The sequence below is a fragment of the Variovorax sp. FG153 genome (assembly GCF_057809595.1).
This window is the reverse complement of the sequence record NZ_JBMDKG010000014.1, coordinates 66352-79667: the sequence shown is the minus strand read 5'-3', so window position 1 is coordinate 79667 and position 13316 is coordinate 66352. Positions and strand designations below refer to the sequence as shown.

General features: G+C 72.9%; 11 protein-coding genes. 4 read left to right on the top strand and 7 right to left on the bottom strand.

Annotation, left to right across the window (positions count from 1 at the left end; translation table 11 throughout):
• The first annotated feature begins 30 nt into the window (after positions 1 to 30).
• A complete protein-coding gene (locus tag ACODT0_RS17180; protein ID WP_489041789.1) occupies positions 31 to 1248 on the top strand; it encodes a patatin-like phospholipase family protein in 1218 nt (405 codons plus the stop codon).
• 11 nt (positions 1249 to 1259) lie between these two features.
• Here ACODT0_RS17180 and ACODT0_RS17175 read toward each other — a convergent pair whose 3' ends face one another.
• The 5 genes from ACODT0_RS17175 to ACODT0_RS17155 all read right to left on the bottom strand — a co-directional run bounded on the left by ACODT0_RS17175 (position 1260) and on the right by ACODT0_RS17155 (position 4872).
• Complete coding sequence (locus ACODT0_RS17175; RefSeq protein WP_261213931.1) at positions 1260 to 1940, bottom strand: YceH family protein; 681 nt, start codon at positions 1938 to 1940, stop codon at positions 1260 to 1262.
• A gap of 31 nt (positions 1941 to 1971) precedes the next feature.
• A complete protein-coding gene (locus ACODT0_RS17170; protein ID WP_057597504.1) occupies positions 1972 to 2700 on the bottom strand; it encodes a phosphodiester glycosidase family protein in 729 nt (242 codons plus the stop codon).
• A 27-nt stretch (positions 2701 to 2727) separates the two neighbouring features.
• Positions 2728 to 3759: an isocitrate/isopropylmalate dehydrogenase family protein gene (locus tag ACODT0_RS17165; protein ID WP_413762497.1), complete on the bottom strand. Its 1032-nt coding sequence runs from the start codon at positions 3757 to 3759 to the stop codon at positions 2728 to 2730.
• A 112-nt stretch (positions 3760 to 3871) separates the two neighbouring features.
• The gene (locus tag ACODT0_RS17160; protein ID WP_489041788.1) at positions 3872 to 4237 is read right to left on the bottom strand and encodes a DUF4180 domain-containing protein; all 366 of its coding nucleotides are present in this window, start codon (positions 4235 to 4237) and stop codon (positions 3872 to 3874) included.
• A complete protein-coding gene (locus ACODT0_RS17155; RefSeq protein ID WP_489041787.1) occupies positions 4234 to 4872 on the bottom strand; it encodes an LbetaH domain-containing protein in 639 nt (212 codons plus the stop codon). The genes ACODT0_RS17160 and ACODT0_RS17155 overlap by 4 nt, the downstream gene beginning before the upstream one ends.
• Positions 4873 to 4981: 109 nt before the next feature.
• Between ACODT0_RS17155 and metG the strand changes: the two genes are divergently transcribed.
• Both metG and ACODT0_RS17145 read left to right on the top strand, forming a co-directional pair.
• A complete protein-coding gene (gene metG / locus ACODT0_RS17150) occupies positions 4982 to 7078 on the top strand; it encodes a methionine--tRNA ligase (RefSeq protein WP_489041786.1) in 2097 nt (698 codons plus the stop codon).
• Positions 7079 to 7107: 29 nt separating this feature from the next.
• The gene (locus tag ACODT0_RS17145) at positions 7108 to 7326 is read left to right on the top strand and encodes a hypothetical protein (RefSeq protein WP_281077628.1); all 219 of its coding nucleotides are present in this window, start codon (positions 7108 to 7110) and stop codon (positions 7324 to 7326) included.
• Between the two features lie 23 nt (positions 7327 to 7349).
• Here ACODT0_RS17145 and ACODT0_RS17140 read toward each other — a convergent pair whose 3' ends face one another.
• The gene (locus ACODT0_RS17140) at positions 7350 to 8102 is read right to left on the bottom strand and encodes a response regulator transcription factor (protein ID WP_261213943.1); all 753 of its coding nucleotides are present in this window, start codon (positions 8100 to 8102) and stop codon (positions 7350 to 7352) included.
• Positions 8103 to 8241: 139 nt separating this feature from the next.
• On the opposite strand from ACODT0_RS17140, the gene ACODT0_RS17135 reads away from it, so the two are divergent.
• Positions 8242 to 9675, top strand: a complete 1434-nt coding sequence (locus tag ACODT0_RS17135; RefSeq protein ID WP_489041785.1) for an amidase — start codon at positions 8242 to 8244, stop codon at positions 9673 to 9675.
• Between the two features lie 4 nt (positions 9676 to 9679).
• On the opposite strand, the gene ACODT0_RS17130 is transcribed toward ACODT0_RS17135, so the two are convergent.
• A complete protein-coding gene (locus ACODT0_RS17130) occupies positions 9680 to 13222 on the bottom strand; it encodes an autotransporter outer membrane beta-barrel domain-containing protein (protein WP_489041784.1) in 3543 nt (1180 codons plus the stop codon).
• Positions 13223 to 13316 lie beyond the last annotated feature (94 nt).

The window sequence follows — 13316 nt, the reverse complement described above, 5'->3', positions numbered from 1 at the left end:
GCGACCTCCAACGCCTCGAATAACCGAAAAATGCCAGAGACAAGCCCCCCGACGACCGGCCTGCTGCTCACCGGCGGCGGCGCCCGCGCCGCCTACCAGGTGGGGGTGCTGCAAGCCATCGCCGAGATCCGGCGCGTGGCCGGCGCCGCGGGTGGCGGCAACCCCTTCCCGGTCATCACCGGCACCTCGGCCGGCGCCATCAACGCGGCCGTGCTGGCCTGCGGCGCCGACGACTTCGACGCCGTGGTGGCCCACATCGCGCAGTTCTGGGGCGAGTTTCGCGCCGGCCAGGTCTATCGCGCCGATTCGCTCTCGGTCATCGGCAGCGGCGCGCGCTGGCGCATGCTGCTGGGCCTGGGGCGCTTCGCGGCCAACTGGATGCGCGTGAAGCCGCGCTCCCTGCTCGACAACACGCCGCTGTCGGAGATGCTCGAGCGCATGGTGCCGCTGGACCGCCTGCCCAAGCTGATGCAGCAGGGCCACCTGCGGGCGCTGGCGGTCACGGCCTCGAGCTACAGCTCGGGCGAGCACGTGACCTTCTTCGAATCGGGCACGCCGATGGCGCCCTGGGTGCGCTCGCAGCGGCTGTCGGTGGGCTGCCGCATCTCGCACGCCCACCTGCTGGCCTCGGCCGCGATCCCCTTCGTGTTCCCGGCCACGGCGCTGCCGATGGAAGGCCACACCGAGTACTTCGGCGATGGCTCGATGCGCCAGTCGGCCCCGATCGCCGCGGCCATCCACCTGGGCGCGCAGCGCATCGTGGTGATCGGCGCGGGTCGCATGCACGAGCCGCGCGAGGCGCCCGCGCCCAACACCCACAGCGGCTACCCGACCATGGCGCAGATCGCGGGCCATGCGCTGTCGAGCATCTTCCTCGACGCGCTGGCGGTCGACATCGAGCGCCTGCGCCGCATCAACCACACGCTGGGCCTGATCCCCGAGGAGGCGCGCGCCGAGAGCGCGCTGCGCCCGATCGACCTGCTGGTGATCTCGCCCTCGGAACGCCTCGACGTGATCGCCGCGCGCCACGTCGAGGCCCTGCCCGGCGCCGTGCGCCACCTGCTCGGCGGCTCGCAGGTCGCGGCCGACGTCAAGGGCGGCGCGCTCGCGAGCTACCTGCTGTTCGAGTCGGGCTACACACGCGAGCTGATGGCGCTCGGGCATGCCGATGCGATGCGGCAGCGCGAGGAGGTGTTGCGCTTCTTCGGTTGGGAGGAAGCGAAGCAGCCGGAATCGACGGAGGCCTGAGCGCCGGCCGTTCAGCCGGCGTCGGAAATCCCGAGCTCCGAGCACACCCGCCCGAGCAGCGCCTTGAGCTGCGCCACCTCGGCCTCGAGCCGCGCCACGTTGGCCTTGAGCGCCGCCACCTCGCCCAGCGAGACATCGTGCGCGGCGCGCGGCGCCTCGTAGCCGCCCGCGGGCGCGGCCTCCTCGGCCGGCGTGCCGCTCAGCAGGTGCGCCCAGCGGCTCTCGCGCGCGCCGGGCAGGCGTGCGAGCTTCACCACCAGCGCGCCGGCCGAGCGCTCGGACAGCTCGTCGAGGAAGCCCTCGACCGAGGAGATGTCGGCGAAGTTGTGCATGCGGTCGCAGGCGATGCGCAGCTCGCCCGCGGTCTGCGGGCCGCGCAGCATCAGCACCGTGAGCAGGATCACCGACTGCGAGGGAATGCGCAGCACGCGGTCGATGTTGTGCTCGTAGCGCCAGGCGCGGCCGCCGCTGGTCTCGGCCACCAGGCTGTAGCCCTTGAGGCTGTCGATCGCAGCCTGCACCTGCGACTCGCTGAGCTCGAGCACCGGGTTGCGACTGGTCTTCTGGTTGCAGCCCGACACCAGCGCGTTGAGCGTCAGCGGATAGCTGTCGGGCACGGTGCGCTGCTTTTCGGCCAGCACGCCGAGGACGCGGGTTTCGACAAGGGACAGGACGGGCAGCGCAGTGGTCATGGCTCGGCGGGAAAACGAAGGGGAACGGGATTCAGGGCGAAACGACCGCGAGTATGGGCCCGAGCTCGCGCACGAAGTCGCTGCGCCCGAGCGCGGTCGAATGCAGGGCCGAGACGGTGCCGTCGAGATAGAGCGCGTCGCGGCAGTGCAGCACGTCGCGGAAATAGAGCGCGAACTCGTGGAAGTTCACGGGCGTCTCGCTGAGCACGAAGATCGCCGTGTGGCCCGACACGCCGACGCCGTTGCGGATCTTGCGCGAGGGCGAGTCGACGATGAACGAGCGATGCACCGCGCCATGGCGCAGCAGCAGCGGGCCCGACTGGGTGGCGATCGACAGGCCGCGCAGCCGCGGCGCGAGCGCCGGGTATTCCGACGACTCGATCACGCGCGGCCCCTCGTCCGAGACCAGGAACACGCCGTTGGGCCGGAGGAAGAAATTGCCGGTGCCGGCCTCTAGGTTGAGCGGCGACTCCTCGCGGCCCTCGCGCACCAGGAGGCCCACGGGCGCGAAGTCGGCGTGGTACATGCCGGCATTCACCGCGAAGTCGAGCCGGCGCCCGCGCTCGGCCAGCCAGGCCTGCAGCCGGTCGAAGCGCTTGAAGGCGGTGCCGCTGTCGTCGTTGAGGAACAGCGAGAGCCGGTCCTTGCGCAGGTCGACGCGCACCACCGTGTAGCGCGCCGGCTCGGCGCGCGCCGACGCGGCCAGGCCCAGCACGAGCCCCGCCACCAGCATCGACAGCCACAGCAGGCGCCTGGGCATCGGGATCGTCGGCCGGCGCGCCGCGCCTCAGGCGTTCTGGATGCGCGCCACCAGCGCCTTCGTGAAGGCCCCGGTGCCGGCGCTGCCGCCCAGGTCGCCGGTGCGCACCTGGTCGATGTTGAGCGTGTCGTCGATGGCCTGGCGCAGGCGCGTGGCGAGCTCGGGCAGCTTGCAGTGATCGAGCATCAGCGCGGCCGCAAGCATCAGCGCGATCGGGTTCGCGATGCCCTTGCCCGCGATGTCGGGCGCCGAGCCGTGCACCGCCTCGAAGATCGCGGCGTTGGTGCCGATGTTGGCGCCGGGCGCCATGCCCAGGCCGCCGACCAGGCCCGCCACCAGGTCCGACAGGATGTCGCCGAACAGGTTGGTGGTGACCAGCATGTCGAACTGCCAGGGGTTGAGCACCAGCTTCATCGCGCAGGCGTCGATGATGACCGTGTCGAGCTCGAACTGGCCCTTGTACTTCTTCTCGTAGAGGTCGAGGCCGGTCTCGAGGAAGATGCCCGTGAGCGCCTTCATGATGTTGGCCTTGTGCACGATCGTGACCTTCTTGCGGCCGGTGGCCACGGCGGTCTGGAACGCGTACTCGAGGATGCGGCGGCTGCCCTGGCGCGTGTTGATGCCGGTGGCCATGGCCACGGCGTGCGGGTCGCCGTCGATCGGCACGTAGTGCTCGTGGCCGATGTACAGGCCCTCGAGGTTCTCGCGCACCACCATCAGGTCGATCTTGTCGAAGCGCCCGCCCGGGATGATGGTGCGCGCCGGGCGCAGGTTGGCGTAGAGCTCGAACTCCTCGCGCAGCCGCACGTTCGACGAGCGGTAGCCGCCGCCCGAGGGCGTCTCGAGCGGGCCCTTGAGCGCGAGCCGGGTGCGACGGATGCTGTCGAGCGTGGCCGCGGGCAGCGGATCGCCCGAGGCCTTGACGCCGCCCAGGCCGGCGATCTGGCGGTCCCATTCGAAGGGCGCCTTCAGCGCGTCGAGCGCGGCCAGCGTGGCGTCGACGATCTCGGGGCCGATGCCGTCGCCGGGGATCAGGGTTGCGGGAATGGGGGTGGTCATGAAGGGCGCCCTTGGTCGAGGAATGGGGAGTCGCGGCCGCCGGGGCGCGCGGAGGCCGAAGAATAACGCCGGGCCCATGGCACCGCCTTGACGAGGCCCGGCGCCGCGAGGGTCATTCGCGGGCCAGCCAGGCCAGCGCCTCCTCGCGGCTGTCGAGGAAGCGGCAGTAGCGGCCCTGGCGGGCCTCGCGCAGGTATTCGGCGAAGCGCTCGCCATGCTCGGCCGCGGGCGACACCACCACGGCCGCGCGCAGGCGGTAGGTCTGCAGCTTCTCGAGGAATTCGCCCGCGAAGCGGGTGCGCAGCGCGAAGAAGGCCGGCGGCAGCACGGCCTCGTCGAGCAGCACGCGGTCGGTGTCGTGCTCGAAGCAGGCGCCGACCACGTCGGTGGCCTCGCGGGCGTCGGTCAGCGGATGGGTCCATTCGACGATGCGCGCCGGGCCGTGGACGAGCAGCAGGTGGCGGGCGGACGCGTTCATGGCGCGATCTCCTGGTCGAGCAGCGACGCCCGCGCCACCACCCGCCCCGGCGCCAGCAGCGCGCCCGGCGCGATCACCGCGTTGGCGCCGATGCGCGCGCCGTCGCCGACCAGGGCGCCGAACTTCTCGCAACCGGTGGGCCGCAGCGCACCGTCCGCGCCGCGCAGCAGGATCTCCTTGGCGGCGCGCTCGTTGCGGTGGTTGCAGACGATGCTGCCGGCCTCCAGGTTGACGCCCGCGCCCAGCACCGAATCGCCGACGAAGTTGAAGTGCGCGAGCGCGGTGCCCGCGAACACGAAGGAGGACTTGAGCTCGGCGCCCGGCCCGATGCTGCAGCGTGCATCGAGCCAGTTGCCGCCGCGCAGGTAGGCGCCCGCGGCGATGAAGCAGCCCGGCCCCACGATCAGCGGGCCCTTGAGCACCGCGCCGGGCTCGACGGTGGCGCTGCGGTGCACGGCCACGTCGCCGTCGATGGCGTAGTCGGCGGCCGGCAGCGCCGCCAGCAGCCGGCGCACGATGGCCGGCGCCTGCGGCGGCAGCGCCCAGGGCGCCAGCGCGGCCCAGGGCGCGAGCGGCGAGGCGGCCAGGGTGGCGACGTGGGCCTGGAGAAGATCGGAATCGGCGGGGTGCGGCATGGGGTCGATGCTGCCATCGAACCCGCCGGAACGCGGCGCCACCTAAAATGCCCGGTTCTCCCGCTGCGTCGCTTCCGACGCTCCCGCAACTCCGAAAGCGCCTCCCCCGATGTCCGCCCCGCGCAAGCTCTTCGTCACCACCGCCCTGCCGTACGCCAACGGCAAGTTCCACATCGGCCACATGATGGAGTACATCCAGGCCGACATCTGGGTGCGGAACCAGCGAATGAACGGTGCCGACGTCAACTTCGTCTGCGCCGACGACGCGCACGGCGCGGCGATCACCATCGCGGCCGACAAGGCCGGCGTGACGCCGCAGGCCTTCGTGGCCGAGATCGCCGCGGGCCGCAAGCAGTACCTCGACGGCTACCACATCGCCTTCGACAACTGGCACTCGACCGACGGCCCCGAGAACCACCAGCTGGCGCAGGACATCTACCGCGACCTGCGCGCCAACGGCCTGATCAGCACCAAGAGCGTCGAACAGTTCTACGACCCCGAGAAGGGCATGTTCCTGGCCGACCGCTTCATCAAGGGCGAGTGCCCGAACTGCCACTCGAAGGACCAGTACGGCGACAACTGCGAGGTCTGCGGCGCGGTCTACGCGCCCACCGAGCTGATCAATCCCTACTCGGCGCTGTCGGGTGCCAAGCCCGAGCTGCGCAGCTCCGAGCACTTCTTCTTCAAGCTGTCGGACCCGCGCTGCGAGGCCTACCTCAAGGAATGGACCGCCGCGCCCGGCCACGTGCAGCCCGAGGTGCAGAACAAGATCCGCGAGTGGCTCTACAAGGACGACGAGGGCAAGGGCGGCCTCGGCGACTGGGACATCAGCCGCGACGCACCCTACTTCGGCATCGAGATCCCCGATGCGCCGGGCAAGTACTTCTACGTCTGGCTCGACGCGCCCGTGGGCTACCTGGCCTCGCTGAAGAACCTGCTCGACAAGCGCTGCATCGAACTCGGTGGCGACGGCATCTCGTACACCGAGTACATGGCCGACCCCGAGCTCGAGCAGGTGCACTTCATCGGCAAGGACATCATCACCTTCCATACGCTGTTCTGGCCCGCGATGCTGCACTTCAGCGGCCGCAAGGCGCCCGACGCGGTCTACGTGCACGGCCACCTGACGGTCAGCGGCGAGAAGATGAGCAAGAGCCGCGGCACCGGCATCGACCCGCTCAGGTACCTGTCGCTCGGCCTCAATGCCGAATGGCTGCGCTACTACATCGCGGCCAAGCTCAACGGCCGCAACGAGGACATCGACTTCAACCCCGAGGACTTCGTCGCGCGCGTCAACAGCGACCTGGTGGGCAAGTACATCAACATCGCGAGCCGCGCGGCCGGCTTCATCGGCAAGCGCTTCGGCGCCAAGCTGGGCGAGGTGTCGGCCGATGGCGACGCGCTGCTGTTCGCGCTGCGCGAGGCGGCCGGCCAGGTCCATGCGCTCTACGACGGCCGCGACTACGCACGCGCGCTGCGCGAGGTGATGGCGCTGGCCGACAAGGTCAACGAATACGTCGACCAGAACAAGCCCTGGGAACTGGCCAAGAAGGAAGGCGCCGAGGCGCGGCTGCACGACGTGTGCACGGTTTGCATCGAGGCCTTCCGCCTGCTCACGCTGTACCTCAAGCCGGTGCTGCCGGCGCTGGCCGCGAACGTCGAGGCCTTCCTGAAGATCGCGCCGCTCGAGTGGGCCGATGCCGCGCAGGCGCTGCCGGCGGGCCATGCGATCGGCGAGTACAAGCACCTGATGCAGCGTGCCGACGCCAAGGTGGTCGACCAGTTGTTCGACGCGCCCGAGCCGGTGGCGGCCCCCGCCGCCGAACCCGCGGCGGATGCGCTGCCCGGCGGCGAGGCCATCGCGCCCACCATCGGCATCGACGACTTCGTGAAGATCGACCTGCGCATCGCGAAGATCGTGGCCTGCGAGAAGGTCGAGGGCTCGACCAAGCTGCTGCGTCTCACGCTCGACGCCGGCGAAGGCAAGACGCGCAACGTGTTCAGCGGCATCGCCTCGGCCTACCAGCCCGAGCAGCTCGTGGGCAAGCTCACGGTGCTGGTCGCGAACCTCGCGCCGCGCAAGATGAAGTTCGGCATCAGCGAAGGCATGGTGCTCGCCGCCAGCCACGCCGACGAGAAGGCCCAGCCGGGCATCCACGTGCTCGAGCCCTGGCCCGGCGCCACGCCCGGCATGCGCGTGCGCTGAATCCCGCGTTCTCCCGAAGAGGTCCCGCCATGACGACACCGCTGCCGATGTTCTTTCGCGCCACCCTCGCGGCGGCGCTGCTGGCCATGCTCGGTGGCTGCGCGGTGGTCTCGGTGGCGAGCACCGCGGTCAGCGTGACCGCGGGCGCCGTGGGCCTCGCGGCCGACGCGGCAATCGGCACCGCGCGCATCACCGGCAAGGCGGTGGGCGCGGCGGCCGATGCGGTGATTCCCGACGGCGACAAGTAAGCGAGCAGGCGCGGCGTTCGGGCCTATGCGGCCTGCGCGCCCACCAGCCGCGCCATCTGCACCTTGCTCGTGACACCCAGCTTGGCATAGACCTGCCGCAGGTGATGGCGCACCGTGGCCGGCGAGCTGCCGAGCGTGCGCGCCACCATCTTGTAGCTCTGCCCCTGCGCGAACAGCCGCGCCACCTCGGCCTCGCGGCGGCTCAGCAGCGTGAGGGCAGCCGGCGCCGGCACCGGCGCCTCGTGCAATCCCAGCCCCTGCACCAGCACCAGGTGCGGCATCAGCAGCTCGACCAGCGCCTGCGCGCGCGCCCCGAGGCCGGCCGCCTCGCGGCTGTAGAGCGACAGGTGCATCCACCACGGCGAACCGGGCGCGGGCACGATCACACTGAGCGCCTGGCCGATGCCGTGGTCGGCCGCGAAGGCGCGCATCGAGGCCACGGGCGGCAGCTCGTGCGCGGCCAGCGCAACGCCATGGCCGGGCTGCGCCATGGCCGCCGGCACCACGGGATCGATGTGCCGCACGCGGCACCAGTCGTTCACGAAACCGGGCGCCAGGCCGCGCGTGTGGCCGCCCTGCGGCCGCAGGGTGCCGGCCTCGAACAGCGAGCGGCCGAACCAGGCGCCGTCGAAGGCGATGTGGCGCGCCAGCCAGTCGAGCAGCGCGCCCGCGCCCAGCCGCTCGGGCTCGGCCGCCAGCGGATAGAGGCCGAGCAGCATCGCACCGAGCTGCTCGGCGGGAACGCCCGACACCGACGGAAAAGCCTGCTGCGCCATGCGGCGCGATCTTAGGCGTGCCCCGTGCGCCTGGGGCACGGAGATTCCCGCATCGTTCATCTGAACGACTGCCGCGATTGCCGAGCCCCACCTACGCTGCGGGCGGCCTTTCACTCCAACGAAGACACAGGACCCCGCCATGCATCTCGCCGACTACAGCCGCCTCGACGCCACCGCGCTCGCCGACGCCATCCGCCGCAAGGAGACCACCGCCGCCGAGGCGCAGCGCTGCGCGCGCGAGGCCGCGGCCGCACTGAATCCGCAACTCAACGCCATCATCGAGCTGTTCGACGCGCCGCTCGCGCACGAGGCGCAGGGTCCGTTCGGCGGCGTGCCCTTCCTCATCAAGGACCTGGTGCTGCAGGCCGAGGGCGTGCGCTGCCAGGCCGGCAGCCGGCTGTTCGGCCCGGGCCTGCCCGCGCCGGCCGACAGCGCGCTGATGGCGCGCTTCCGCCGCGCGGGCTTCGCCACGCTGGGGCGCACGCACACGCCCGAGTTCGGCTTCAACGCCACCACCGAGAGCGCCTTCGGCGGCGCCACGCGCAACCCCTGGAACCCGGCGCACAGCACGGGCGGCTCCAGCGGCGGCTCGGCCGCGGCGGTGGCCGCGGGCATCGTGCCGGTCGCGCATGCCAACGACGGCGGCGGCTCGATCCGCATCCCGGCCGCGGCCTGCGGCCTGGTCGGGCTCAAGCCCAGCCGCGGCCGCGTCAGCGCGGGCCCGGGCTACGGCCTGCCGCTGATGGGGCTGGGCATCGAGGGCGTGGTGTGCCGCACGGTGCGCGATGCCGCCGGCGCGCTCGACGCGATGCACGGCCCCGAGCTCGGCGATCCCTTCCTGATGGCGCCGCCCGCGCAGCCCTATGCGCAGGCCATCGGCGCGCCGCCGCGCCGGCTGCGCATCGCGGTCACGACGCAGTTCCCGGGCACGCAGCCGGCCGCGCGCGCCTGCGTCGAGGCGGTCGAGGCCACGGCGGCGGTGCTCGCCGACCTGGGCCACGTCGTGGAATGGGACACGCCCGCCTATGCGCACGAGGCCTTCCTCGCGGCCACGCGCACCTTCTGGTCCTCGTTCCTCGCGGCCGGCGTGGCGGGGGTGGCGCAGGCGCTGCAGATCACCGTCGACCAGGCGCTGGCCCAGGTGCAGGCCTGCACGCGCGCCACCGCCGAGCACGGGCTGCGGCTGAGCGCGCTCGACCTGGAACTGGCGCTGATGCAGATGAACGCGGTGTCGCGCGAGGTCGCGCCCTTCTTCGCGCGGCACGACATCCTGCTCTCGCCCACGATGCGCACCCCACCGGTGGCGCTGGGCGTGCTCGACCAGGACGATGCCGCGCGCGACGCGCAGGGTTTCTTCGACCACCTGTTCGACTACGCCGCCTGCACCCCGCTGGCCAACCTCACGGGCCAGCCCGCGATCTCGCTGCCGCTGGCGATGGCCGGCGACCTGCCGATCGGGGTGCAGGGCATGGCGCCGATGGGCGACGAGGCCACGCTGCTGCAACTCGCGGCGCAGCTCGAGCAGGCGATGCCCTGGAGCGCGCGGCGGCCGGCGCTGCACGCGGCGGCCTGAGTCCTCACCAGCGCACGTTGATCCCCGCGCTCGCCTGCACCGAGGCGCGCGAGCGCAGGTTGCCGCCGAGCGCGAAGCGGCGGCCCAGTTCGCCGTAGACGCTGACCGCGGGCCCGAGGCGCCACGAGAAGCCGCCCGCGAGCTCGGCCGAGGTGCCGCTCGCGCCGCTCGCGATGTCGGTGGAGGCGGCCGGCCCCGCGAAGCGCGCGATGTCGTGGCCGGCCGAGGCCTTGTAGACGTTGAGCCGGCCATAGGGCTCGACCACGCCATCGCCCGCGGCGATGCGGCCTTTCAGGCGCAGGCCGGCGCGCAGCAGCCAGCCGTTGGCGCTGTCCTGCGACACCACCGCGGCGGGGATCAGCGCCTCGTCGATCGAGCGGCTCTGGTGGATCAGCTGCAGCTGCGGCTCGAGCGCCCAGCCGGCGCCGAGCTCGAAGGGCTGGCCGATCTCCACCGAGGCCACGGTGCTGCGGCCCTTGCCCTCGACCGGCAGCGCGGCCAGCGGACGGGCCGTGTAGTCGTGGCGGCCGAACTGCAGCACCGCGTCGGCATAGAAGCCCGCGGCATTCGCATAGGTGGCGTAGCCGCCGAGGTAGCGGCTGCGCAGGTCGGTGCGGCCGATGGCGCCCCACAGGCCGCTCGCGAAGCCCTGCACGTCGGCCTTGCCCTCGAGCTGGCCCACGTAGACGCCGGCGCGCCAACCGGCGCCGGCCCAGAGGTCGGTGCCGGCCTGGAAGCCGCCCAGGTGCATCTCGCTGCGCGGGTCGACCGCGCCGCGCTGCGCCAGCGTCGGGTCGGCCACGATGACCCGGCCCCAGGCGCGGCGCATGGGCGGGCCGTCGCCGGCGGCCGGCAGCGCGCCGCTGCGCTGGTGCAGGTTCGACAGCATCGTGAGGTCGCTCTCGCGCAGTTGCGCGGGCAGCGCGGCGAGCATCGGCACCTGCACGCGGTAGGCCGGGCGCTCGACCGGCACGGGGGCCGGCGGCAGCGTCGGCGGGGGCGCGGGCGGCGGCTCGGCGCTGCCGCCGCCGGACGAAGGCGGCGCGGGGGGCGGAGGGGGTGGCGGCGGGGGCGGCGTCACCCCCACGCTCGAGCGCAGGTACCAGTTCTCGCCGAGCCCCTGCGCATCGGCCGCGTGCAGCCGGTATTCGAAGGCGCCCGCGTCCACGTGGCCGCCCACGAGCGCGAAGGCGTCGCGCGTGGTCTGCGCGGTGGTGGTGGCGCCATTGATCGCGCTCACGACCTCGATGCCGTCGCCGGTGGTCAGCGCGCCCAGGCCGCCGAGGTTGACGATCTGCACCTGGGTGCGGCCCGTGACGCTGGCGGCGGCATTGGCGCGCAGGCCGGTCGCGGTGGCGCTCACGGTGCCGGCCTTCAGGGCGAGGGTCTCCTCGCGGACGCCGCCGTCGATCACCAGCCGGTCGCTGAGGCTGCCGCTGTCGCCGAGCCGCGTGCCCAGGCGCAGGGTGCCGTCCTGCCCCACATAGGGACCGCGCACGGTCAGCCGCGTGCCGGGCTCGGTGCCGACCAGCGAGACCGTGCCCGCCACCGTGAGGCCGGCCACGGTCTGGTCGTGGCCCGCGAGGTCGAGCGTGCCGCCGCGGCGCACGTCGTGGTGCGAGGCCTCGCTGAAGGTGTTGGCGCGGCCCGCGCGCAGCACGCCCTCGTCGACCGCGGTGACGCCGCCGTGGTCGTTGCGGCCCGCGAGCACCAGCGTGCCGGGGCCGGTCTTGAGGATGCCGCCCGGGCCCTCGATGCCCACGTTGAAGGTGGCGGTGACGCCCGCGTCGACGCGCACCGGCGCTTCGTCCAGCTGCGGCACCAGCCGCCCGGGCAGCGAGCCCTCGGCGTGCGAGCCCTCCTCGAGCCGGTAGCCGTCGCTGCGGAACTGCATGCCCTTGAAGTCGAACAGGCCGTCGATGGTGACCGCGCCCGCGCGGCCCTGGAAGATCGCCATGTTGCCGTTCCAGGCCTCCGCGTTGCGCCCCGCGATGTCGGTCCATTGCGGCTCGAGATAGCGCCAGTTGCCGTCGCCGCCCGCGACCACGCCGTCGCCGGCCGTGCCGCCGCCGTCCCAGAACTGGTTGGTGCCGACCGCGCCGCCGCTGACCTCCAGCTCCACCGTCGAGCCGCGCACATGCACCGCGTGCGTGAAGCCCGTGGGCATGGCGCCGAGCTCGAGGCCGTTGTCGGCGATGCTGCCGTCGACCCGCATCAGGGTCTGCACGCCGTTGCCGTAGCCCACGCGCTCGCTGACGTCGAGGCTGCCGTCGAGCGTGAGGTTGCCGGCCACGGTGACGAGGTCGCCGGCGCCCGGCACGCCCGGCGTGCCGAGGTCGTAGTGCAGCCGGCTGCCGGGATCGAGTGTCAGGTCGCCGAGCACGGCGAAGGTGCCCACGCCGCCGTCGCCGGGCGCCAGCGTGCCGCCCGCGCGCACCGTGGCCGCCTTCACCTGCCCGAGGCCGCCCAGGGTGGCGCCACTCGCCACCTCGACCGTGCTGCGCGGCAGCGCGCCGTTGACCAGCAGCGTGCCGCCGAGCACGCGCGTGCGGCCGTCGGTGTCGTGCGCGCCGCCGAGCGCCAGGGTGCCGGCGTTCTCCTTGTCGATCGCGATGCTGCCGCCGATGGCGCCGTCGTAGGCCACGCGGCCCGGGCCGCGGTCGAACACCACGCGGCCGAAGCCCGAGAGGTTGCCGGTGATGGAGCCCGCGTTCGCGCCGTCGCCCACGCGCAGCGTGCTGCCCAGCACGATGTCGCCGCCCTGGGTGTTGTCGCCGGTCAGCGTGACCGGGCTCGAGACCTCGAGCCGGCCCGGGCCGGAGATCGCCGCGCCCAGCACCAGCGGCGCCGTGCCGGCGCGCGAGATGGCCAGCGTCGAACCGGGCGTGGCGAGCACGATGCGCTCGGCCACCAGCGCATCGACCGGGGTCTCGCCGATCACCAGCACATGGCCGTCGGCCGTGCCCGCCTGGCCGAGCTGCAGCGTGCCCGCGCTCACGCGCGCGCCCTCGTCGAGCTGCATCAGCCCGGTGCCGCTGCGGCCGATCTGCAGCTCGCCGGCGACGTTGAGCGTGCTGCCCGCGCCGCTCAGCGACACCGTGTTCTCGGTACCGCCGCCGCCCTGCGAGACGAAGCGCGCGGCATTCACGATGCCGCCGCCGCCGATGCGCAGCAGGGTCTGCACGTCGCGGCCGTCGCTGCTGCCGAGGTTGAACAGGCCCGTGTCGAGCCGGCCCGCGCCCTCCACCACCATCAGCGTGCCGTTGGAGGCATCGACCGAGGCCGCGCTGGCCGCGCCCGAGACGATGCCGACGACGGTGCCCGGCACGAGGTTCACGGTCACGGCCGTGCCGGCGCCGGGCACGCCCGCGCTCCAGTTGGCGGCGTTGAACCAGTCGGCGCGCGCCATGTCGGCATAGGGCGGCGCGGAGGTCCACGCGCTCTGCGCGACGGCGCGCGGCAAGGCGGACGCGCACACCAGGCCGGCGACGGCGGCGGCGATCAGGGTCGGCGTGAAGACGGCACGCGGCCGGGAAGCAGGTGTCATGGCGAGGAGGCGCAAAGGGGTGGAACGACCCGTGCGCGCGGGGGCCTGGCGGGCCTGTGCGATGCGCAGCGGGGGCTGCGTTCGAATCTAGGAA

Bases quoted from the DNA above. Each gene is read 5' to 3' on its own strand.
- ACODT0_RS17155 (WP_489041787.1), bottom strand. From the start codon at position 4,872: ATGCCGCACCCCGCCGATTCCGATCTTCTCCAGGCCCACGTCGCCACC.
- ACODT0_RS17165 (WP_413762497.1), bottom strand. From the start codon at position 3,759: ATGACCACCCCCATTCCCGCAACCCTGATCCCCGGCGACGGCATCGGC.
- ACODT0_RS17135 (WP_489041785.1), top strand. From the start codon at position 8,242: ATGCATCTCGCCGACTACAGCCGCCTCGACGCCACCGCGCTCGCCGAC.
- ACODT0_RS17175 (WP_261213931.1), bottom strand. From the start codon at position 1,940: ATGACCACTGCGCTGCCCGTCCTGTCCCTTGTCGAAACCCGCGTCCTC.
- ACODT0_RS17160 (WP_489041788.1), bottom strand. From the start codon at position 4,237: ATGAACGCGTCCGCCCGCCACCTGCTGCTCGTCCACGGCCCGGCGCGC.
- metG (WP_489041786.1), top strand. From the start codon at position 4,982: ATGTCCGCCCCGCGCAAGCTCTTCGTCACCACCGCCCTGCCGTACGCC.
- ACODT0_RS17140 (WP_261213943.1), bottom strand. From the start codon at position 8,102: ATGGCGCAGCAGGCTTTTCCGTCGGTGTCGGGCGTTCCCGCCGAGCAG.
- ACODT0_RS17180 (WP_489041789.1), top strand. From the start codon at position 31: ATGCCAGAGACAAGCCCCCCGACGACCGGCCTGCTGCTCACCGGCGGC.
- ACODT0_RS17145 (WP_281077628.1), top strand. From the start codon at position 7,108: ATGACGACACCGCTGCCGATGTTCTTTCGCGCCACCCTCGCGGCGGCG.
- ACODT0_RS17170 (WP_057597504.1), bottom strand. From the start codon at position 2,700: ATGCCCAGGCGCCTGCTGTGGCTGTCGATGCTGGTGGCGGGGCTCGTG.
- ACODT0_RS17130 (WP_489041784.1), bottom strand. From the start codon at position 13,222: ATGACACCTGCTTCCCGGCCGCGTGCCGTCTTCACGCCGACCCTGATC.